This window comes from Nostoc sp. CALU 546 (assembly GCF_048836525.1).
In genome coordinates this window covers 1-23,770 of record NZ_JAWJTF010000112.1, presented here as the reverse complement: position 1 = coordinate 23,770, position 23,770 = coordinate 1, and the positions used below count along the sequence as shown (strand labels likewise).

Genomic DNA, 23,770 nt, shown 5'->3' with positions numbered 1-23,770 from the left:
TAAAAAAAATGCAAAATTATTTTTAGTAATTTTGCATTTTTAATTTTTAATTCCCCAAATGGGCTATTCCCCATTCCCCGTATGCAAGGTTTTCACCCATTTCAGGCGCTTTGGTCTTACCGACATCCGGGCGGTGGTACTGCTCATGACCACTAACCAGTGCAACATATATAAACTGCCACGCAGGGTTTGCACCAGCATCGTAAGATATGTAGAAGGTGAAAATTTTTGATCTTGACGTACTCGCTTCAGACCTGTAAACATCCCTACCATCGACATAGAAATGGATAAGCCTGTGATGGGACTTAACATTGGTGGACGATGACGAGCGATCGCCATTAATAAATCTGGGACTGCTGCTGTGGGCAAGATATACATAATCAGCATAAAAATCAGCAAATCCCAACTTTTGCGAGTTCCCATGCGGTTTTTGAGAATTAAATCCCAATAATCCAGGTAGCGTTGATAACCACCTTCTGCCCAACGGTTGCGCTGATGCCAAAGTGCGATCGCACTTGTCACACCTTCTTCTTGCACCGCTGGATGGAAAACACACTCAATATCCCATTTATTCAAATGTAAACGGATTGTCAAATCCAAATCATCGGTAATGGTTTCCTCATTCCAGCCACCGCAGCTTTCCAAGGCTGAACGCCGGACAAATTGACCATTGCCCCGCAGTTCGCCAATGCCACCAAGGGCAGTCCGCTGTTGCTGAAACCAGGTATCAAGGGCCATTTCTGCCATTTGACCCTTAGTCCAAAAGTTTGCTTTAGCGTTGGCGATCGCTTTTCGCACCTGCACCGCCCCCACGTTTTCTCTTTGAAATAAAGGTACTACCTGTTGCAGCAAGTCTGGTGTTACTTGGGCATCAGCATCAAATACTGCTATAATATCGCCCTTTGTCAGCGGCAATACCTGATTCAACGCCCCCGATTTGCCACCAGTAGCTTCTGCTGAACGCCTTAGTACTTTCAGTTGATCGTGTTTCTGTTCGAGTTCTGCTAATAAATCCGGCGTGCTATCACTGCTGTGATCGTCAATTATCCAAATTTCGTACTGCCCACCTGGATATTCCAGATTACAAAGATTTTTGACTAATTTAGCAATTACCGCTTCCTCATTTTTTGCAGCCACCAGCACAGAAACAGAAGGTAAATCTCCCTGTATTTCTTTTGGATAGCGACGGGATTTAGTAAACACTACCACCAAAGCATGAAATCCTAGAATGGTGGTCAGTCCTAGAATAAAAATGGAAGCCCAAGAAACTAAATGTAGAGCGATCGTGCCACTCCAGACGATAGTCAAGACTAGAGCTGCTTTGCCTCTACGACCTTGAAACCGGGATGGTAGAGACATAGAATCTGTCTCTAACACTGACTCCTCATCTACTGATAGGTCAGACAACAAGGAGTTGAGCGGCTCAAGCTCTTGATAAGAATCTTTTTCGGGCCAGGAATTCGCTGGCATAGGTTAGGTTGCTTGATTCAAAAACCACTATTTGTCTACAGTTAGTAATTTTACGGACAAATATCCCTAAGCTACTTTTCCCGATATTAATCGGAATGGATAAACTGCAATACCCGCTATCCCTAAGCCAAAAGCCGCTAAGACTACCTTTGTTGTCACTGCCACTCTGGGTAATTACCTCAAATTAACCACGTTTGCTACTCCTAAACAGAGGCTTGATTCCTTTGATAGCCACTTGGGCAGGAAGCTTGTAGAGTCGGACTTTCTCTAATGAGAACTCCGATTTGGGCAAAGTAATAGTAAGGTAGCAGCAGCTTGTTGTTGGGAGAAACAGCAATAATAACATCCACAACTTTACAGTGGGGGTTTTTTATGTTATTGCTCCCCGCTTTGATAAAAGTTAATGCAGCCCCATTCTAACCGAAATTTTAATATTTCTTAGCAGTAACTTCATTTATTGGGCATGGGGCATGGGGCATGGGGCATGGGGCATTGGGCATAAGGGATGAGTCTTTGAACTCCACTCCTCTGCTCCCCATGCCCTATGCCCCATGCCCTATTCCCCACTCACCACTGTGTGCTTTAGATACATCTTTTGGGAATACTACTAACATCCACTAATATCCCCGGTTGCAAACTAACTTGAGGAATATTTAACAATGTCTATTGAACAACTCCAGCCCGCCACTCAACAACAAGCCAGTGTTTACTTACCTTACGTTCAGGGTACTAAGCGCAATTTTTTACCTTATGCCATCAGTCTTTATCAAAAAGGGGTCTTGGAGGGACACAGGAAGATAGAAGCCAGTGAACACGTCCCTTTTGTCGCCTCCTGGAATGTTGCTACCCTACCATCAGACTTAACCCGTTGCCGAATTCAGTTTGATGGCAATGCTGACTTGAGTTACGAACTAATGATGGCCAGTTTCGAGTTTATTAATTTTTTAATTGAACTTATGGACAACTATAAACGTCATCGCGTGACCGATTTTTCACAACCGTTTTATCGCAAGTTACTACGTATAGATGATTGAGTGAACTCAGCCGATGTAGGGACAATTGATGAATTGTCCCTACCAAGGATTTCGAGGTCTTTGAAGACGCGATTTATCGCGTCTCTACATGAGGGTTTTGTTGCTCATTCTGAACTGTATTGATCTATATTCTGACTCCTGAATTCTGACTCCTGAATTCTGACTTTAAACTTTTTTCCCACCGGCTGCTAAAAGTTCCAGAATGACTCCATTTGTCCAGCCGAAACCAACTTCGTTAGAACTATATCCAAAAGAGATTTCGTCGGAAACGTTGGCGGAACAGCGTTCAACATCATATTTCTCAACTAGAGTGTTGTGACGCTCGAATTCTTTAATTACCATAGCTAAGAATTTGTTGGTAATGCGATCGCCTTCTGTATGATACCCATAGCGGTGAAGTCCCTGGACGGCAATTAATGTCAATGGTGCCCAACCGAAAGGCGCATCCCATTGGTTTCCGGTGACATGAGTACTGGTCAAAATTCCGCCTGGGGCTTCAAACAATGAGAGATTTTCTACGACGCGCTGGGCTTGAGCTTGAGAAGCAATTCCCAGCCATAGAGGATAGAAGGTGGTAGCAAATTCGTAGCGGCGGCGTTTTCCACTTTGGAAGTGATAATCCAGATAAAGTCCCCGTTCTTCATCCCAGAGACATTTATCGATGCGATCGCGGCGGATATTTGCACGATCGCGCCATTGTTTTTCCAGTTCTGTGTTCCCTAAAATGTCGTTAATTTGACCCAAGTCTTGTTCCACCTGATACAGCAAACTGTTGAGGCATACAGGAGCATAGTGGAGGATATCAGCACTGAAGGGGCCAAATCGGTTGGTGATATCAAAACCGGACTCGCGCATGGTGCGATCGCCCCGATAAAATAGATTGGTCAATTCGTCATTTTCTTGGTTGTAGTAAAGACTAACGTCATAATCCTCAACCTCAAAAGTTTTATAGTACTCCTTGACGCGATCGTAGTGGCTTTTTCCCTCTTCATCCCGCTCAGAGAACAAAACTTCTGGCGCGGGGCCTTCCCCAAAAGCATAGAATCGGGATAAGCCTATGGGAGCATTGAGATGGGGCGGTACTACCCAGTAATAATAAAACTGTTCTAGGATCGGTACGGTTGACCTTAGCCACTCTTCATCCTGGGTGTGCTGGAATAGCGCCAAAACCATCATGCTGAGGACGGGGGGTTGCGATCGCGACAGCATATAAGTCCGATTGGAATTGAGGATAGTGCCGTAATGCTGCACCTGATAAAGCATTTGCTCTACTTGGCTTTGGGCTAGCTCCAATTCTTGATCGCGTAAAAGTCCCAGTAATATAAAGTAGCTATCCCAGCCATACATTTCGTTAAAGCGCCCACCTGGTACAACATAAGGCCCTGGTAGGTATAGTAATCCGTGTTCTTTAATCGCTTCGACTTCTGGTGGTAAAGTGCGAATTTGCAACTGTTGCATATCCTTGGAAGATAGCGATCGCTCTAACACCGTTTGAATGTTGGGACAATCTTCTGATGGTGAAATGTAGACTATCCAAGGAGTGCCGCTTTTGTGGTCTAGTTTGGTATCCTTGGCAGATTGTAATAAGTGTTCGTGCGATCGCGTTAAGGTTTTCCACGTTTTTTTAATATGGACGCGCACGGCTTCAATTTGCGCGGTGGTAAGTGCTGGGGGAGTGGTCATAATTCAGAATTATTTTTTAACGCAAAGGGGAGGCAGCGCGGTCTTGGGGGTTTCCCCCATGAGCGACTGCCGTCACGAAGGGAACCGCAGAGGTACGCAGAGGTTTTACCAAGTCAGTGCTGAGTGCTGAGTGCTGAGTAATATTTAAGAAGTATTCAGTACTTCCGCACTACGGTAAAAGCCCCGCAAGAGTGTGGGTGGTCTTTTCACTCAGCACTCGGAACTCAGCACTCAGCACTTTTCATGGGGTTCTCTCTACGTGTGATGGATTTATGTTTTTACTCGGCAGTGCTAATTAAGAGAGCTACTGGAAAATGGGTGAGGGCTGCTGCGATAGATAGGGTTTCTGTAGCTTGTAAGGGTTGCTGAGTTATAACATTTTTCCAGGTGTGGGAAGTTCCAGGGGGTAATTGTAGATGCGTATCTTGCCAAACCGACTCGCCTAGGGGGTTGTCTCCAGGTTGGATGAGGCTGGTTAAAAAGCGAGGTGCGATCGCGATCGCTGTTTGATTTCCTTCCCGTCGCGCAAAGGCGATAATGTGATTGGCGAAGGTTCCTTGAACTTCTAAGGGTAGATAGTCACCGTCCTGGAATAATGAAACATAGTTTGTTCTGGCTTGGAGTAATTGAGCCGTTAAAAATAGTTTAATTCTACCGTCGGTTTTCTGGTTCAGTAACTCCTGAATTAGTCCGAGAATATCTGTTTTTGCTTGTTCGCGGATGGCGCTTAAGTAAGTACGTCTCTGTTCAAAATCCACGGGACGGCGATTGTCTGGATCTACGAGGCTGAGTTCCCAAAATTCCGTTCCTTGGTAAAAGTCTGGTATACCGGGTGCGGTACTTTTTAATAGAGTTTGAGAAAGGGAATTGAATATCCCATATTCTGCAATTCGCTCTTGAAAAGGACGAAAAACTTCTAGAAATTCCCCAGAGATGGAAGAGTCGAGTACTTTCTCAATAAAGGAGGTACAAGCTTCTTCGTACTCGCTATCAGGCCGCAACCATGCTGTATGCACTTTCGCTTCTCGAATTGCTTTAATTATATAGTCCTTCACCCGTTCCACAAAGGATGCCTGTTCATGTTCGGCAAAAGGAAACGCCCCCACCAGGGTTTGATAGAGAAAATACTCATCATTGCGATCGGGCATAGCAAACCCGTGGCGATGGCTACGATTTCCTCGATTAATGGCGCTCCAAGTATTTACCTGCTGTTCCCACTCATCGGGGATTTCTGAGAGGACATTCAACCTAGCCCGCACATCTTCGCCGCGCTTGGTGTCGTGGGTGGCTGTGGTGTTCATTGTGTGTGGCCAGGTTGCTTGGTGCTGTTGGTTAAAGTCATGAAATTTGGTTACTGTAATTCCAAAATGACTGGGATTACCCCCAACTTCATTTAGCGACAGCAACCGATTATAAACATATAATGTGGTGTCTTCAACGCCTTTGGCCATGAGCGGCCCGCTGTATTGCTGCATTCGCAAGACAAAATATATCCACTGTTCGCGTTCTGTTTGAGTCAGAGAATTATCAAACTCTAGCAGCATTAACTTTTCGATAAAGGTCAATTCGTGCTGCAACAGGGGTGCTTGTTCTTTGGCTTGGCTAATTACTTCTTGAATGGTGGCGCGATCGCTATCTCCAATGCCATCGGGGGTAATATAAGTACGGTAAATCGGGAAGAGTGTCAAAACTTCTGCGATCGCTCTTTTTAATCCATTCAGTGTAAAATCATTGCCATAGCGATATTTACTGGAGATATTCTTGAGTAAAAGAGCCAGATTGTCAATATCACCTGCTAAATTCTTTTCCAGTATCAGGTGCTTTTTATCCTTCACTACCGATGCATAATCTACTCTTGAGCCAATAAAGTTATTGTAGATTTTATCGAACTGTGATTCATTTTCATATTGACAAAATACGCCATTTACATAGTTCAAAAAGTCATATCCAGATGTACCTTCAATTTCCCAATTCTCTGGTAATTCTTCGCTAAATTCTAAAATCTTCTCAACGGTGATATAAATATCTCCCGTCTTTTCTCTCAACCTTTCTAGATACTGGATTGGGTTATAAAGTCCATCAATATGGTCAATGCGTAAACCTGTAAATTTGCCTTCCTCAACCAACTTTTGAATTAGGCTGTGGGTATTATTAAAAACTCGCAGTTCTTCAACTTTCACGGAAATTAGTTCGTTGACAGTAAAGAAACGGCGGTAGTTCATTTCTTCCGCCCCAACTTTCCAGAAGGCGAGCCGGTAAAATTGGTCATTCAGTAATTCATCTAGCAAGTTAAAGCTTTCTGGATTACCCGGTTCTCCGTTAAAAGTTTGGATATTTTCGTCAATGAACTCACGAATCGTATCGTTTGTGGTGTAGAGTTCCCAAACTAATCCTTTAATAAATGCGATTTGGTCTTGTCGCTGTTTACCCGCCACCTCTGAGGGCACATTTTTGAGAATGTAAAGAATCCCCAATAGCTTAATAAAATCGGGGTGATTGCGTCCTAGTGTACGGGTGAGTTTACCTAAATTATGAGTGATAAAATTTGTGTACGACTCTAACCGGAGTGGCAGTTTTAAACTGTAATAGTTGACAGTTAAACCGTTTTCTTCGTATTGCAGTTGAATGTGTCCATTTTCCAGGGATGCACCATAGAAATCTCCCAGTAGTGGCGCGAGAATTCGCTCTTGGCGATCGCCAAATGGTGCATTCCAAGAAAGGTCGAAGTAGTCGGTATAACTGGAATCTGGCCCGTGTTCTAATACGTCCATCAAGTAAAGATTTTCGCTGGTATAGGCCATGTGATTGGGCACAATATCTTGTAACCAGCCCATACCAAGGGATTGAACTTCATCAACTAATGCATCAAAGGATTCATTAGTTCCCAGTTCGGGGTTAAGTACAGTGGCATCTACTATATCGTAACCGTGCGTACTCCCAGAGCGGGCCTTAAAAATGGGGGAGGCGTATAAATCAGAAATACCTAAATCTGCTAGATAAGCTGCGATCGCTTTAGCGTTGTCAAAGCCAAACTGGGGTGTAAACTGAATTCGATAAGTTGCGGTAGGAATTCGCATATTTTTTTAGTGGCGAGTGGGGAATTTGAGCCTTTTAGCTTGAATGTTAAGCCTTTTTGCCTGAACGTTAAGCCTTTCTGCCTGAACGTTAAGCCTTTTAGCCTGAACGTTAAGCCTTTTAGCTCAAACGTTGAGCCTTTTAGCCTGAACGTTAAGCCTTTTAGCTCGAACGTTAAGCCTTTTAGCTTGAACGTTAAGCCTTTTAGCCTGAACGTTAAGCCTTTTAGCTCGAAACTTTAAGTTTTAACAAATCTTACTCCCCTTCCCTTGCAGGGAAGGGGCTGGGGGTTAGGTCTGTATTGCACTCAACTCAGAAACCCTATATTTTAATACGGTTGAGTTAAAGGCTAATTGTACAAAATTGCGAATTGCGTTAGCGACGCAGGAGCGTCATTGCGAATTGCGAATTGCTTTAACTCCCTCATCCATTTTCATACAGGACTATACTAGTAGCTTTTACTGTCACTTCTTGTCCCGCAGACAGATGTTCAGCAGCTTCAGAACCAGGCCCAGACCATGAGGTATCTGCTGAGTCCAACAATTTGTTAGCATTTTGCTCAAATGGCAAAGTCACTTTCACTGGCGACGAATTGAAATTCATCACAAATATTATTTCACTCGATTCGCACCAACGACGCACGGTGACTACCTGCTTGTCTTCATCGCTAGTCGCTTCGATGAAATTGCGGTCTTGATTCAACAGTGCTGGATGCGTCTTGCGTAAATTAATTAATTGGCGATACCAATCCCATAGAATCTTGTGATTACCTTCATGGCGTAATTGCCAATTAAGTTTAGAACGCAGAAAAGTTTCTGCTGATTCGGGATCTGGGGGATCATCTGCATAGTGAAATGCTTCAAATTCTTGTTTGCGTCCGGCTCGAACTGCTTGAATCAAATCTGGATCGGAGTGACTGACAAAGTAAATAAAGGGTGCAGTTTCACCGTATTCTTCTCCCATGAATAACAGGGGTAAGTAGGGAGACAGCAGCACAGCACCAGCAGCCAACTTTAATCCTTCAAAAGAGATCCTCTGGGTGAGGCGTTCTCCTTTCATTTGGTTGCCGATTTGATCGTGATTCTGAATGCAGACTGTAAACTGTGATAAAGAGCGATCGCGGCAAGATATACCATGAAATCGTTTGCGATCGGGCGAGTATTTCCAATCGTAGACAAAAGTATCGTTGTAAGCTTTTGCCAAATCAGCAAACTGTCCAAAATCTTGATAATACCCTTGGCGATCGCCTGTCAAGAGTGCGTGCAATGCATGGTGAAAATCATCACTCCATTGAGCATCGATTCCATATCCACCCAATTCTGCCGGACGAATGATTTGCGGATTATTCAAATCACTTTCAGCAATTAAGTGGCGTTTCCATGTTTGCCCTTCTTGTGAGAAATTATGAACAGCTTCGGACAGTTCCCATAAAAAATGCTTGGCTCCCAAATCGTAAATCGCTTGAATCGCATCGAGGCGCAATGCATCAATGTGGAATTCTCGCAACCAGTAAAGCGCATTTTCAATAAAATAATTTCGTAGACCCTGACTATGGGCATCATCGAAATTTAGCGCTTCGCCCCACGGCGTTTTATAGGTTTTAGTAAAATAGGGCGCGAACTGACTCATGTAGTTGCCTTCTGGCCCAAAGTGGTTATACACCACATCCAGCACGACGGCGATATTATGTTGGTGGCAAGCATTTACCAGTTGCTTCAGTTCAGCTGGGCTACCGTAAGAATTTTGGACAGCAAAAGGGTAAACGCCATCATAGCCCCAGTTGCGATATGCAAGAGTTGCCTCAATATGAGTATCTCCTGGAAACTGGGAAATGGGCATAATTTCAATAGCATTTATTCCCAGTTCTCTCAATTCTGGTAAACGGGAAATAATGGCGGTGAAAGTTCCTTCAGGTGTAAATGTCCCAACATGGAGTTCATAGAAAATCATCGACTCCAAAGGAATACCTGCCCATGCTTCATCAGTCCAATCAAAATGATGATCGACAACTTGCGACGGCCCATGCACCCCTTCTGGTTGATACTGCGACGCCGGATCAGCAAAAGCGTCTTGGCCATTCAAGACATACTGATAAAGCGTACCCGGATACACATCGTTGACTTTCGCGTGCCAGTATCCCTCAGACTGAGGCTTGAGGGGAATTACCTGTTGCTGTGGTGTCAAGGTTTTTACCGTGACGCTATCTAATAGCGGAGACCAAACTGTAAATTCACATTCTCCGTTCCCCAAGTAGTTAGCACCAATTCTCACGCAGTATCCTCCCGTCAGTCCAGTGTGTTGTGCCGAATTCTGGCGCGATCGCAATTGTCATTGATTGCACAATATTTACAAACACGCCAGATAGCATAATGGTTGGTCTAGCAGACTTTTTGCTAGCACCTGGAGGCGGATTTTTTACTAAAATAAACTCTGTCTAATGACAAATAAGCAAGCAGGGCAATACAGTTCGGTTAAGGTTTTTTGATTAAAATTCTAGATCGCCAAGACGCATTGAAGGAGGCAGGAGGCAGGAGGCAGGAGGCAGGAGGTTTTTTTTCAGAAGGGGATTCAAACCCCTCCTGAAAAAGAGCCACCAAATTGAAAATTTGGAGTTCTTGCCTTAACCAACAGCATTGGGAGGTAAAAGGCAGGAGGCAGGAATTTTGAAATCCACAGAGGTAAGGTAAAGCCTCGTATAGCTGTGGTTTATTTAACTTCTGTTGACTTGCAGCTACCATCGACGCAGTATGCCGATTTATAAGTAGTAGAACGCTTACCAAAAATGGTGTAACGATTATCGCGGATTTGTTCGTAAAAGCGATCGCCTGCCCATTTCATCCCCGGTAAGGCTCGATAAGCGTCTACAAATATACTTCCTGCTGGCAATAACCGCCCAATTTCTTCTGCTGCGTTACTCCCTTGCCAACGCTTCTGAGGTTGATTGCCATCAATTAAAATCATCCCCTGTTCGCAATCTTGGGCTGTAATCCCCCACTGTAAAAGTGTCTGCTCATCTTGCATAGAAGCGTAGCGAAATAACTTTCCCTTGTCTAAGGTTTCGAGAAATTGTACTAGGGTAACGCAGAGATTACAATTTCCGTCGTAGATTACATAGTAGTTCATGGAAATAACTGCTCTTTGGCAATTGACTTGTCGGATGTGTCTAAACATGGGTCACCGAATGTTTTTCCCTTAAAATCGGGTTTTCCATCTGTTTTGTTTCCTCACTTCCCTTGTTTTCCTAATTTACATCTATTTGTGTCTACACTTTAGCGGTAGGATTTCGTCGTATCGCTTTGCTCGTAATCACATTTCACTGGTCTGGAACGCCTGAAACCCTTGCAGCTAACACTTGTGTGTCCACCGTAGCGATGCCTTGGGGAGACTACAGGGGAGTATTATTTTCAATTGTAATTTTTGAATTGGTATTTTTTGAGTAACTCTTTAACTTGAGCAGCGACTAAGGGATGTGGATCTTTTTGTAACTGGGGGAGGATTTGCAGGAGAACGCGATGTGAAACCATATTTAAGTATGCGATCGCAGCTTCTCTCACAAAGCCAGTTGGATGACGCAAACTCACTAGAATTTCAGAACTGGTTAGTCGGATGCGTGACACTTGAGCATAATGAAAACAACAAGCTAGACACCAGTCAGAAAGGAAGTTCCCCAACATCAGCAATCTGTGGAGGCGATCGCTAACCACCATACTTTCATAGTCTACAATCTTGGCTTCTATCAGATATTGTAATTTCTCTGATTGTGGTCGGTTATCTAAAATATTCAACAATAAAGACTTTGACGACAAAGTGACGGTATGCTCTAAGATTTCCAACCCCCGTGCTAAGTTTACCACTGAGAGCGATCGCAGATTGAATGCTGCTGCTTGCATCTTTTCTGGCGAATAAAGCAGTCTCAGTAACAGTAGCAGCCGTTCTTTAACATCCAATTCCAATTCTAAAAGGGCGCGTTGCAGTAACTCCGAGACAATTACAACCCTCTCACTGGATTGATGATTTTCTTTTTGGTCTAATATTTTAAAGTCAATGTATGCAGCATAAATTTCACCTAAAAACTTTAATTCCTGCTTGATTAAATTTTCTACCCGGCTTTCATAAAATCGATCTACTAAACCTCTAATTCCTGGTTGTTTATGTATTTTTAGTAAGCTGCGGAGAATATGATCTCTAGTAATACCCCAAGATGCCTCTAAGTTTTCCCATAAAGTCTCCAATGCTTCCTGAGTGCCGACTTGAGCAATGGTGCGCCAAGCATACATCCGCACTACTTCTGGTTTATAAATATTCGTAGCCAACTGCAACAGCATTTCTAGAGCTTCATTTTCTAGTCGCATTAGGGCTGACATTGCTGTACTACGGGTTGATTTGTAATAAAGTGCTGCAATCAGTGCCGAATAGTATTCTTCTAAATGGGTTGCTGCGATCATTTCCAATACAGCACAGCGCACCCGTAACGACTCATCTTGTAATAAATTTGGGATGTGAATCCGCAACGCTTGCAAATAAACTGCTTCCCTGAGCGCTCTCACTCCATTTACCCGTTCACGTTCTTGCTTATGAGTCAGCATCCGGCGCATGGTTTGGGTAGCTGCTACCTTTTGCATGGGTGTTCCCTGGCGTAAAACTAAAGCGGCGGCGGTAGCGCGGATGAGTGAGTTTTGGCGGGGATGTAAATATCCTTCTAAGAGACTTAAGTTGGGATTTGGTTCAGCCAACCAAACGTAGCGCAGTGCTAAGGCAAAAACTTCGGGGTTAGTTTCCTGGGATTGTTCTAACAAAGGACGGATGGCGGCTAGATAAGCCGGATTTACACCTCCCATCAGCATCACTTCCAAACTTTGGCGCTGCAAATCTGGGGTTAACTTTACTAGTAGTGGTGCTAAAACTTCTGCTGCTCCTTGGGAATCAATTTGGGCTAAAAGTTCAATACAAGAGCGTTTATCAGCCTCGCTGCCTTTTTCTGCTAAAGCTTTGACTACTCCCTGCTTAAAGAATCGTAAACCCACATTAGTCGCACTCAAGTGACCCCTTGCCACACTCAAGACTAACAGTTCAACATAGCGCGATCGCAATTCCCAAACTACTGTTAAACAGGTGCCAGCGATCAACATTGTCTCTGCTACCAACACCCACTTTTGTAGTGATACGGGTACAAACCGCCCACAAAACAATAGAGTTACAAAAATTACCGCTCCTGTCAAACCTGTAGCGATCGCTTCGGCGGTTCCACCAGATAAAGTCTGCATCCGGCTACGAATTCCCTCTGGAATCGGTTGGTACAGGATGGGGCCGCTACTCATGACAAAGGTGTAGCGCAGAAGTTCATCGCAGAATTTGACAATTATCAAACCCCAGAAAAAGCTTTGCGGTTGAATGGCTGGAATTAAATGCAGCAATACCAGCATTCCTGGTAGCGCAAAGCCGACGGTGATTGGTAAAAGCGTGGCGGTGAAAAATACTCCCATCCGTTCGATGAGTCGGCTGGAAATAAACCACTGCAACAACAACTCACACAACCCCAACATTCCACCAAAAAGACCCAAAAAGCTAGCAAGTTCTCGGTCGCTCAAATTGGATTTGAGTTCGCGCAGATATTGAAAATCTATTAACAACCCAATGACTTGTAATAAACCCACAAAGGCAAACAACTGCCAAACATAGCGCTTCAGCGGACTTTTGAGAAAACGCGCTCGTGAAGCTTGTTCTTCAGGAATTAGTTTTTGTGGGGTTTCAGGAAAAGCTGCTCGATAGTGATGAGTTAAATAGAATAGAATCCCCGATCCGAGTAAAATCATTACACAGGCGATGAGGATGATCTTATTCAGCGTCGTGTATTGTAGCAGCCAAGGTAGACTAAAGCCACTGATTACATCTGCGACTAAAAGACCACTACTGACTAGTGGATAAGTGCGCTTAATCTCCCGAATGTTAAATATTTGGTTGGCAACGATGGAGGTGTTGAGGTCATTGACTACATAAAGTGCATCCACCCACAGCCGCAGCAAAAATACCGAAATCACTGCCAGGTAGGAGAAATGTGATCCCCAACGTAATACAACTAATAAAACTAATGGCATCAACATGCAAGGTGCGATCGCCACAATCACCTGGCGTAAGGGAAAAATCTTTTGCAGCCAAGAGTATAAAAAAACCAGTCCTGCACTCATTACGGCACTGGCAATATACATCCACGGCAGTAAATTAGTCCCATATTCATCCAAAAACAGCGCTACCGTGCTGTCCTCTGCCCAGCGTAATCCTACAGATACAGTTGTATAGAAAAGGAACATTATCTGAGTTCGCTCACTCTCCTCTGGTCGGAGATTCACCCACTGTAGTAGTCGTGTCAAAGCACCTTTATTTGCAGCCAACCAGTAATTTTTCAGTTCCATGCAGTTTTATTTTCTGGTAGTATCACCGCGTAATGGGAAGCGGGGAAGCAGGGGGGACATGAGGAAGCAATAGGTTCGGATAAGCATTTTGAACTCAGAATTACGTTTGGGGGAAAGGTTACTGGGTTTGGGTTAAAGGTTTTCTTCCCCCTTCCCCTTATCCCTTTCCCCTTTAACCGAACCGTATCGCCTCATCTCCTGGAAATAGCAAAAGTCCTGAGCAACTGAGTATTATGTTTCCCACTCAGCCTTCAGGACTATCGATTTTAGATAAATTTAATCAAAGAAGGCAGGAGGCAGAGGGCAGGATAGCTCATCCTGGCTGTGACCGTACCAAACTTGGGTCTAAAACCCCGCCGTCTACACGGCGCTTACAATTTGGTTGGGGTTTGAATCCCCATTCAAATTGTGCCTCCTGCCTCCTGCCTCCTTCAATGCGTTAGCGACGCGCAAAGCGAGTTCGCTTACTCTGCAAGAGTTGCAAGCTACGCTTTTAGCGTCTCGTAGAGAGCGTCATTGCGTTAGCGGAGCGGGGCGTTTTGGGGTACATCTTGTATCCAAACGAAAAATCCCCTGACTTATAGTTAGGGGATTTTCAAACTTGGTCTATTAATACAGTTAGAAGATTATTTTTTAGGCGAGATGAGCATCATCATGTTTCGCCCTTCTTTTTTAGGCGCTTGTTGAACCTCACCAAATGGCTCCAAATCCGTTGCCATTCGCTTGAGCAAATCTTCTGCTAGGTCGCTGTGTTGAATTTCTCTACCCCGGAACATCACAGTCGCTTTGACTTTATCGCCATCTTTCAAAAAGCGCTCTGCTTGCTTAACACGCACGTTGTAGTCGTGTTCTTCAATTTTGTAGCGCATCTTAACTTCTTTGACATCAGCCGTGTGCTGCTTTTTCCGGGCTTCTCGCGCCTTTTTTTCCTGCTCAAACTTGTATTTCCCGTAGTCCATAATCCGACAAACCGGCGGATCAGCTTTGTCACTGATTAGCACTAAATCTAGCTCTTTTTCTTCTGCTAGTTGTAGTGCTTCCTGTGGGAGCATAATTCCCAACTGGGCGCCGTCAGTGTCAATGACCCGAATTTTTGGGAAGCGAATTCGTTCGTTAATTTGGGGCAGATCGCGAGTTCTTTTCTTCTCAATCACAGCCATTATGATTAGTGGGAGCTCTTAATGAAGGATTTGGTGTGGTCTAAATTGGTATGCCTCAGTAGGCAAAATACAGAAGTCACTCAGGACTGAAAACATAGTCTCCAGTTCTAGGGTAACTAATCTATAAAATAGTTGCCTCGTTGTATTTGTCATTTTACTCAGTCTGAGAGAATTTCTCTGCAATAGTTAATCTAAATTACACAACCTAGACTCATATTAAATATTATTACAATTATTAAGCAAGATTTTTTGCGATGTCTACGACGCCCTTTTCATTCCACAGCAGGATGAAGGGGTCATTATCCACCAGCTAGCCCCCTCCCCCCTGCTTCTTCGTTGAGGCGTCTGTGGGCCGTTCAAACTGATTTTGGCACAGTCAATTATGCCAGCTTGTGCGATCGCCTGATCCAAAAAAAGCTTAAGTGAAATCTGTCCTTTTCATGATGATTTTCTTACACTCAGCACCAATGACCAATGACCAATGACCACTCATAATCGAGGCATTTTGTAAAGTCGCCAAACTCCTACTTCACGATGGCGACAGCGTGATCAACGGATCAGGTAAATTAAGATAAGTAAAGAAAACGCTTTGAACTAAATGGCAGCTCTAAGCTTACAAGAAATTTCTACTCAGTTAGAAAGTCCGAATTTACGCGATCGCATGGTAGCCCTTGCTAATCTGCGTAATGTTCCCCCTGAAGATGCAGTCCCTTTAATTAAAAAGGTACTGGATGATGAATCTTTGCAACTGCGATCGATGGCAATATTTGCCCTTGGAATCAAGCCGACGCCAGAATGTTATTCAATTTTGGTAGGAATTCTCGAAAATGACCCAGATTATGGTATCCGGGCTGATGCCGCTGGTGCTTTAGGATACTTGGGTGACGCAAGAGCCTTTGAAGTGCTGTCGCGGGCATTTTATGAAGATACTGATTGGCTAGTACGTTTTAGTGCAGCCGTTTCTCTAGGTAATATTAAAGACCCTCGTGCCCGTCAAATTCTTCTTCAAGCATTGGATAGTAAAGAAGTAGTGTTGCAACAAGCTGCAATCTCTGCACTGGGAGAAATTAAAGACATTGAGTCTGTCGATAAGATCCTGCGCTTCGCCCAATCAGATGATTGGTTAGTAAGGCAGCGTCTAGCAGAAGCCTTGGGAAATCTTCCCACTCCCAAAAGTGTTTCAGCTTTAAAATACCTGGAAAAAGACAATCATTTCAACGTTGCCGAGGCAGCCAGAATTGGCCTCAAGAAGCTTGAGGAAATAGACAATCAAGCTTAATATTAAAGCCTCCTGCTACCTTTTAATAATAATCAAGTGAGAATTTTAGCATTTTGATGCAGGGTAATTTCATTCATGAATATTGAAGAGTTTTTTCAGTTAAGTGCTGGTAAATGGTTTTCTCATCGTACTAGTCAACATTTGGCTTTTAACCAATCGGAACATAGCAAGTCAGACATCATCATTGAGACATTGGCTGTAGATCACCCAGAAGTGATCAAACTGTGTCAACAGTACAAAATTAATCCTAGTTCTGCTTCCTGTGCTACCAAAATTAACTGGAACGGGACAATGGACAAGGATCAAGCAAAACACAGTGGTTCAACTATGTTAGTTTCGATACCTGACGCGGATAATCCGACCCAAGGCAAATTGCTGCGAGAAATAGTTGATGCTAATAAAACTCCAGTTGCCGGACGCTATAAATTTGATAGTGATGATGCTTTGATTCTAACTATAGAGGATGAAACCATCTGGTCAGAGGAGCGCCTGTGGTTTGCTAGCCCCAATTTGCGGATGCGGGTGAATATCCTCAAGAGTTTTGGTGGATTTAGTATCACTTCCTTCACCTCTGAGATTCGCATGGGTGGATTTCCGCCAGCCGCGAAGACTTCGGAAGCGGCTAACTCAGTATCTAGTTAGTTTGATGTGTAGCTTGGGTTGAGGAACGTAGACGCGAAGCGGCTTCCCGTTCGCGTAGCGTCTCCGACAGGAGAAGGGTAACCCAACATTTTTCGGGGTTTGTTGGGTTTCGCTGTTGCTCAACCCAACCTTGTACCTTAGAAAGAGTAGTAGATCGTCCTAAACTTGGTCATAATAGACCGCTTTGTAGCACGGATCACTACAAAAATTTCCTAGACAGAACTCGAACAGTCGCCGGGGTCAAAACTTTAAATACTAGTATTTAAAGTATACAGTCCGCATCCTGCAAGGATGAGTGTAATCAAGGGGATGAATTAACATATTGTTGAGTAATGTTGAGAAAAAATGGGAAATATCTCTGTGTGGATGTTTTTGTTAACGATCGCTTGACCTTCAAGACAGTCGCTACTGTTCTTCTTAACCCAAGCGTATTGGCTTATTAGCCACCACCAAATTTTAAAAGACTTTTTCCCAATCCCCAGTCCCCAATTGTGGATGTTGCTTATAAACAAAGGTAAATTTGTGGAATCTTAATAGACCAAGGGTGTCACACCGCGCATTTTACGTAAAGAATTTATACAAGCAGGACAATCGCAGTTAAATAGGTCGGTTGCCATATCGCTTTCTTGGTCATTGAACTCTAGCATGGGAACATCTTCTGGAGAAAACTCTATTTCCCGTTGATATTTAGGAATTTGAGCCAATACAGAAGCCCTTGCACACACTAAACCCACTTTATGTTTATTGCGTATACAAGATAGACTATCTTTGCTTTGGGCTTCTGGTTGTGGTTCTACGGCTTGCGCTTGATTGAGCATTACTCCCATAGAGAGAATAGAGCTAATCAGTATAGGAGAAGAAAGCAAACTCAGTATGAATTTGTTCATTAGTTTCCTTAGAAAACAATCTTAATCGCTCAGATTATCCGATTAAATCTTACAGTGCAAGTAAACTTGCATCAGGAATTACTTTAACTTAGATGCTCGTAAGTACCGCCGTGTTCCAGCGCCCGTTCGTAGGCTGGACACTCCGTTACCATAGCCTTCGACCAGATACTCAATGATCGCACCGGATTCGGCCAGAGTCAAGCCGCCGTCGGTAATCACTGGCGACTTACCGAGGGGATGTACTTCGCGCAGTGATGCTGGCGCTAACATAGTTTTCGGATCGCGATCGTAGCGTTTGACTTCGTATTAGAAGTAGGTTGATACCCAATACTTGTCGGGTTTTGGGGAAAAGGGTAAGGGGTAAGGGGAAAGAAAAAACCTTTAACCTTTTCCCAAAACCCAATTCCGAGTTCAAAATGCTTTACCGAAGAAAGGCAGAAGGCAGGAGGCAGAGGGCAGGAGGTAAGAAGTATCAATTAAAACTTTAGTTCTGGGTCTAAAGCCCAGTTCAAAGCAATAATTATACTGAGACTGCTTGCAGCGAGGTATAAAACCTCCTTGCTTCAATCCCACTCTTTTAAGGGTGGGTTACCTCCTGCCTCCTGCCTTTATCCTCCTGCCTCCTGAACCAAGCAGTATTGGGTTGATACCAATCACTCAAACTATAACAGGCTGATGGTTTTTGAACCTTGCATGACGAAAAATCAATAATTCAGGAGTGTGCGGCTTGTAGACATCAAAAAATAGTTTGAAAATATCAAAGATTACCCCTCAAAACTGTTTGGGTTTTGAAGGGCAAAGTTAAGTTTAAATTCCAAGTTTAAAAATCTAGGAGAGTCACGTCTCGATATTTATGTTTGCCGAGGCTATTTAATGAAAATTAGAATTGTGCCGGATCAAATTCATAAATTCCTCGCGAGTCCGCACATCTTCTGAAAAAACGCCGCGCATTGCACTAGTAACAGTCCAAGAACCGGGTTTTTGTACACCGCGCATTACCATACACATGTGGGTTGCTTCTATTACCACTGCAACCCCTTGGGGTTTGAGTAATCCTTGTAAGGCATCAGCAATTTGCACAGTCAAACGTTCTTGAACTTGTAAACGTCGTGCATACATTTCGCAAACACGGGCGATCTTAGATAATCCTATTACTTTCCCATTGGGAATGTAAGCAACATGAGCACGACCAATAATCGGCAGAATATGATGTTCGCAGGAACTAAAAATATCGATGTCCCGAACCAATACCATTTCATTGGCATCTTCTGTAAATACTGCTCCGTTTAGCAGTTCATCCAAAGATTCATGATATCCTTTTGTGAGAAATTGTAAGGCTTTCATCACCCTTTTTGGAGTATCTTTTAGTCCTTCGCGGTCTGGATCTTCTCCTAATCCAATCAGCAAAGTACGCACAGCCTGCTTCATTTCGGCTTCTGTTACAGTTTGCTGTTGCCCAGTCGCTAAAGATGAGAGTACCTGATCAGCAGAAGTTAGATCGGGACGAATCGATAGAGTCATTTTGTGAGTTCTGTGGGAATGTTTGGTAAATCAGCTTGTTGTCAGATGTCGGTTGCGATTGACTCCTGACTCGTAACTAAGTGTAACATAACTTTACACTTCTTAATCACGCCAAACATTTTGTCAGCTTAAAAACCAATACGCTTGGGTTAAGGGCTAATTGTACAAAATTGTGGGTTTTCGAGACGCGATAAATCGCCTTCAAGACAAGTGTTTTGGTCTTATCTGAACTGTATTGTGAGTTCTGACTTTTCACGGCATGTGGAAAAGGTAACGATTAACCTAACCCCCTCCCCGACGCGGGAAGGGGGAAAATTCAAAGTTTCTCCCCTTTTAGGCTACGGTGTACACACAAATCCCAAAAACCCAGCTTGATAAGCATTTCCTCGTTCCCAGTCGGAGACTGGGAATGCATTCATTGAGTCTCTGACTCAATATCTGACTAGAGGCAGAGCCTCTAATCAGGCATTCCTATGCAGAGCATAGGAACGAGATAAACGATAAAAAAATGGGAAATTGATCTTTTTTCGACTTGTGTGTACACCGTAGCCTTTTAGGAGAGAGAAATAGAAGTGAGGTTTTCCAGATACCGTGAAAAGTCAGATTGTGAGTTAATTTCCTATGTCTCTTGTTGTGAAAGGCAAATTTATAACAATAGTGTATTTTTGTCAATATATTACTGCCGAAACTTACTAGAAATTTTCCAGAGATCGCCTTCCACTTTCTCTCGCAAAAATAAACAGCACTTTGAGAGTTTGTAATAAGTCAATTTTTAAGCAACATTAGACAATTAGTTATCTAATATTAAATACTTGGACATAATTCTTATATTTATGTTTATTATTTAGTAGCTTGAATAAGTTTAAAAATTAGTAAAATCTTAGGGACTGGAAATTTTAAATAGTTCATTGTACCGCTAACTTTATTTATCTGCCCATAATATAGCAATCCTATAGTAATACTTAAGTCTGTAGCCACATAAATTAGCTCGGCTCACTTTTATACAAATATGTTTAGCCCAATACTTTTTGGTAAAGAGGCAAAGGGAAAGAACAAACCTTTCACCCTTTCCCCAAACCAAATCCCTCTTTTGAAAATTTTTAACCGAGAAGTATTGTATTGATGTTTAGCCCTAGCAAATATAATTCGTGGCGGGTTTGAATCTCCTAATAATTGAGTCTGAATTTAGAAGCCAGAATTCAGACTCAATTATTACACATGTTTTAAATTCGCAATCACATATAAATACAAAAAAGTCCGCTTTCACGGACTTAAGTAAGGGCTTCTGTCACTTTTCTCGGCTACAATCATGTATGAATCATGATGTTTTTATTATTGATTATTAATCCCAAAGAAGCAAGCCCTTGAAGCTATTTTAATAGACTTAAATACTTGAATTATATCTTCATTTAATAAGTTTTAAAAATTTTCATGTGAAATTGTATCATCATATTTTTTATGATTTGTCTAGATAAAAGAGGTTCAGACTAACATCAACTTACTAACTTATACAATTTTTTTTGGACAAAAGAGATATATATATGTCTTTTGAAACTTCAGTATTTACAAGATTTTTACATTAAAAAGGTAAAGGTGGTCAGGTATAACAGCCCCAGGAAGGAATTCCCAATCCTGGGGTTTTACTATGCGATCGCTTAAAGTGGATTTCAATTGGTATAGCGACGTGGCGTATAAACCCAGATACTACCATCGTTGCGCCTGATGGTTCGGGTTTTTGTGGAACCAACGATAATAATTGTCCGCATATCAGCGATTTCTGGGGCTAACTGGTCAAGTGCGATCGCTTTCACCATCTGTCCTGGTCTGCCGAGATTTCGTGCCAATACTACTGGTGTATCCGGTGTCCTATGTCGCAGCAAAATATTTCTCGCTTCTGCCAGTTGCCAGGTACGCTCTTTGGAAACAGGATTGTAGAAAGCAATGACGAAATCAGCCTCAGCAGCAGCGGCAATTCGTTGTTCGATCGCAGACCAAGGCTTCAAGATATCAGACAGGGAAATAGCACAAAAGTCATGTCCAAGGGGCGCACCGATGGCTGCTGCTGCTGCTTGCATAGCGGAAATACCTGGTGCCACATGAATGTCGATACTGTCCCATTCGGGTTTAGCATAGCGATCGCATACTTCAAAAACCGCTGTTGCCATTGCATAGATACCTGGGTCGCCAGATGAAACTACAGCTACATATCGCCCAGATGCGGCCAAATCAAGAGCCATCTTCGCCCGTGCTTCTTCTTCGCGGTTGTCGGACTCATGCCGTTGCTTACCATCAGCCAGAGAACCCACTAAATCTAAATAAGTTTTATAACCCACTAGATCAGTTGCCGACTTGAGTATCTCTTTCACTTCTGGAGACATCCATTGCGAACCACCGGGGCCCGTGCCAATAATTGCTAACCGTCCGCGTGGCTGACCAATGGTATTAGGGTCAATTGGTTGGGGGGCAATGGCGATCGCAATGTGGGGAGACAAGGGAGATAAGGGGGATGTGCCTGTGGCGGCGATCGCTGCGGCTTGGGCGGGGCTATAACCTTGTGAAAGTAGACTTTCTAGCTGATTTGAGGTGAAAAAGCGGGCAGGCACTTTGAAGGCGCTAGCTAGGGCATGGATTGTGGGATCGGCAGCGGCGGTGATGGGTGCAAATATCCCGGCGACTGATGTTCTTTCGAGTGCGGCATCAGCTAGTAGCTGCTGTACTAAAGCGACTGCATTATCTTTATAGCTAATAGTGTCACTAATTGCGATCGCGATCGTTGCTGGGTGGTAGACAAGACAGTTGGCTGTAGGAATCACCAAACGTTCCGTAACTTGGATGGTCAAATCTCCCTTTGGATCTATAGGCAGTTTACTATCGCTCAACCAAGGTGCTATTCCTTCTAGCTTGACTTGCGCCCCCGCTAGCAAATCTGAGATAAATTTCTTCGCATCGTCTGGGTTTGCTAAATGGTATCCAGGGGGAGGAGACAACAGGGTTGTGCCCAAACGTAAATCGCCTGTAGTGGTAATTGCAGCTTTGACATCAAGGGCTTCGGCAATGCGGCGTGCCAAATCGTTTACCCCACCAAGTCCGCCCAAGAGGGGAACAACAGCGCTACCATCTTCAGCCACAGCTAGCACTGGTGGTTCCTGTCGTTTATCGGAGAGTACAGGAGCTAGCGTCCTAATTAAAATACCTGCGGCACAAATGCCAATCAGCGGCCTTCCCTGGACAAATAAATCGCGCAACGTCTCGCCAAAATTCGTGAAGCTGACATCAACCCCAGATGTGCGACCCTCTAAACCGTATAACGTCGCTCCTGGTAGGACGCTGATTATTTTGCGTGCTACTGTGACGCTATTTTGACCTAGTACTACAATGGCGGGTGCAACATTCATCATCACTTAATTACAACTTATCTCGTAACTTAATAGATTAATTATGAACAAAACTTGGAAAAAGGCATGGTATGAATTTCGCTACATGATTTATGAGATAAATCATCGAGACAATTAAATCATCATATTTCAAAGCATTGGGGTTGGGAGCAAAAAATAAAATATTTATGTCGCCACATCTAATTGAGGAATAAAATTTGCACAAAATGATGATTTAAAAATCGCTGGATTATGGTACTACGAATCAAACTTGTCATCAATTAACCCTCTACTAAGAAAATATTCTGTTTTCTTAGTAGAGGGTTAGGTTTTAAAATTTAACTAAGTTCACCAAAAAGTTTTGTGGTTTAATTTGAGATTAAAAATTTCCAAAGCTATTCAACTTTTTCATACCAGATACCTACTTTCTCAAAAGCACCATAAGCAAGCTTCAGAAAATTCATTATTCTCTGTCTCCCAATTATCCCAAATTCTTTATACTCTCTCGCCTCCGCGAACGTCAGTCGATTTTGGTCAATTATGTTTCTTTCTTTATATGCTAACTTCGGGAAATCTATGACTTTTATCTTATATTTATCTACTATTTTCTGAAAGTTTGAATCTGACTCTATATGCTCCCAGTCATCACACAGTCCTAAATTCCTCACCAGAATATGAGGGATTATCTCACCGTATGTATTCACTGACTGAGCAAACAGGTTGATGCTGTCGTATCCTCCTGTCGATACAAACCATTTGCAAAACATTACTCCCTGTGAACTCCCTAGTTCAATTAATTGATTAGAATCAATCCATCCTTGAACTGCTCTATGCGATTGTGCGGGTAAATTTACAATTACTGGCTTTTCTATCGCCCACTCAAATATTTTATCTGCCTTATCTGCTTGTCGTTCATTCTCACTAAACACAGCATATTTACATATATTCTTATACACTTCTGCTACATCTGGATTCGACCTATCTGTGTCCACTGGTACAAACGGGATTTTCTTATCCAGACAATACTGAATCATTGTCCTGGTAAAGAGAGATTTCCCTACCCCACCTTTTTCACCATCTACCAAATGAATCGTCGGCATTACAGCAACCTCTAAATACTTATCCACTTATTCAAGTCTGATACATTTTTGCCCAACTGAGAACTTTTTGGCGGTCGCCGTCTAAGCGACTTACCCTGTACAAAAGCTATGTAGGTATGCTTTGAATCATAATGT

15 protein-coding genes and 1 pseudogene are annotated in these 23,770 nt (G+C 43.1%); 3 read left to right on the top strand and 13 right to left on the bottom strand.

Going from position 1 to position 23,770, the window contains the following annotated elements:
* Positions 1-63 precede the first annotated feature (63 nt).
* Together RRG12_RS35455 and RRG12_RS35450 are read right to left on the bottom strand one after the other, a co-directional pair.
* Complete coding sequence (locus tag RRG12_RS35455; protein WP_420762446.1) at positions 64-1,470, bottom strand: glycosyltransferase; 1,407 nt, start codon at positions 1,468-1,470, stop codon at positions 64-66.
* Positions 1,471-1,673: 203 nt separating this feature from the next.
* Positions 1,674-1,820 (bottom strand): hypothetical protein, encoded by a 147-nt coding sequence (locus RRG12_RS35450; RefSeq protein WP_176727036.1) that lies wholly within the window; start codon positions 1,818-1,820, stop codon positions 1,674-1,676.
* A gap of 309 nt (positions 1,821-2,129) precedes the next feature.
* Between RRG12_RS35450 and ebsA the strand changes: the two genes are divergently transcribed.
* The gene (ebsA, locus tag RRG12_RS35445) at positions 2,130-2,504 is read left to right on the top strand and encodes a type IV pilus biogenesis protein EbsA (RefSeq protein WP_069071160.1); all 375 of its coding nucleotides are present in this window, start codon (positions 2,130-2,132) and stop codon (positions 2,502-2,504) included.
* Between the two features lie 165 nt (positions 2,505-2,669).
* Here ebsA and RRG12_RS35440 read toward each other — a convergent pair whose 3' ends face one another.
* The 6 genes from RRG12_RS35440 to infC form a co-directional block, all read right to left on the bottom strand.
* Positions 2,670-4,187, bottom strand: a complete 1,518-nt coding sequence (locus tag RRG12_RS35440; protein WP_420762445.1) for a trehalase family glycosidase — start codon at positions 4,185-4,187, stop codon at positions 2,670-2,672.
* Between the two features lie 278 nt (positions 4,188-4,465).
* Complete coding sequence (gene treY / locus RRG12_RS35435) at positions 4,466-7,264, bottom strand: malto-oligosyltrehalose synthase (RefSeq protein WP_420762444.1); 2,799 nt, start codon at positions 7,262-7,264, stop codon at positions 4,466-4,468.
* A gap of 421 nt (positions 7,265-7,685) precedes the next feature.
* The gene (gene treZ, locus RRG12_RS35430) at positions 7,686-9,533 is read right to left on the bottom strand and encodes a malto-oligosyltrehalose trehalohydrolase (protein WP_420762451.1); all 1,848 of its coding nucleotides are present in this window, start codon (positions 9,531-9,533) and stop codon (positions 7,686-7,688) included.
* Between the two features lie 435 nt (positions 9,534-9,968).
* Positions 9,969-10,385 (bottom strand): thiol-disulfide oxidoreductase DCC family protein, encoded by a 417-nt coding sequence (locus RRG12_RS35425; RefSeq protein ID WP_420762450.1) that lies wholly within the window; start codon positions 10,383-10,385, stop codon positions 9,969-9,971.
* Between the two features lie 281 nt (positions 10,386-10,666).
* Positions 10,667-13,672 (bottom strand): MFS transporter, encoded by a 3,006-nt coding sequence (locus RRG12_RS35420; protein WP_420762443.1) that lies wholly within the window; start codon positions 13,670-13,672, stop codon positions 10,667-10,669.
* Between the two features lie 626 nt (positions 13,673-14,298).
* Complete coding sequence (gene infC / locus RRG12_RS35415) at positions 14,299-14,832, bottom strand: translation initiation factor IF-3 (protein ID WP_069071166.1); 534 nt, start codon at positions 14,830-14,832, stop codon at positions 14,299-14,301.
* Positions 14,833-15,430: 598 nt separating this feature from the next.
* On the opposite strand from infC, the gene RRG12_RS35410 reads away from it, so the two are divergent.
* Positions 15,431-16,111 (top strand): HEAT repeat domain-containing protein, encoded by a 681-nt coding sequence (locus tag RRG12_RS35410; protein ID WP_069071167.1) that lies wholly within the window; start codon positions 15,431-15,433, stop codon positions 16,109-16,111.
* Between the two features lie 75 nt (positions 16,112-16,186).
* Positions 16,187-16,753: a phycobiliprotein lyase gene (locus tag RRG12_RS35405; RefSeq protein ID WP_069071168.1), complete on the top strand. Its 567-nt coding sequence runs from the start codon at positions 16,187-16,189 to the stop codon at positions 16,751-16,753.
* A gap of 530 nt (positions 16,754-17,283) precedes the next feature.
* On the opposite strand, the gene RRG12_RS35400 is transcribed toward RRG12_RS35405, so the two are convergent.
* From RRG12_RS35400 to RRG12_RS35380, 5 genes and pseudogenes are all read right to left on the bottom strand, one after another.
* Positions 17,284-17,640 (bottom strand): hypothetical protein, encoded by a 357-nt coding sequence (locus RRG12_RS35400; RefSeq protein WP_069071169.1) that lies wholly within the window; start codon positions 17,638-17,640, stop codon positions 17,284-17,286.
* Between the two features lie 78 nt (positions 17,641-17,718).
* Positions 17,719-17,934: pseudogene (locus tag RRG12_RS35395) on the bottom strand (glutathione S-transferase N-terminal domain-containing protein); the annotation flags it as partial.
* A gap of 576 nt (positions 17,935-18,510) precedes the next feature.
* Positions 18,511-19,161 carry a GTP cyclohydrolase I FolE gene (gene folE / locus RRG12_RS35390; RefSeq protein ID WP_069071171.1) on the bottom strand — a complete coding sequence of 217 codons (651 nt, stop codon included), beginning with the start codon at positions 19,159-19,161 and terminating at the stop codon, positions 18,511-18,513.
* Positions 19,162-20,828: 1,667 nt separating this feature from the next.
* A complete protein-coding gene (gene cobJ, locus RRG12_RS35385; protein WP_420762442.1) occupies positions 20,829-22,559 on the bottom strand; it encodes a precorrin-3B C(17)-methyltransferase in 1,731 nt (576 codons plus the stop codon).
* A gap of 371 nt (positions 22,560-22,930) precedes the next feature.
* Complete coding sequence (locus RRG12_RS35380; protein WP_256090915.1) at positions 22,931-23,662, bottom strand: mobilization protein; 732 nt, start codon at positions 23,660-23,662, stop codon at positions 22,931-22,933.
* Between the last annotated feature and the right edge of the window lie 108 nt (positions 23,663-23,770).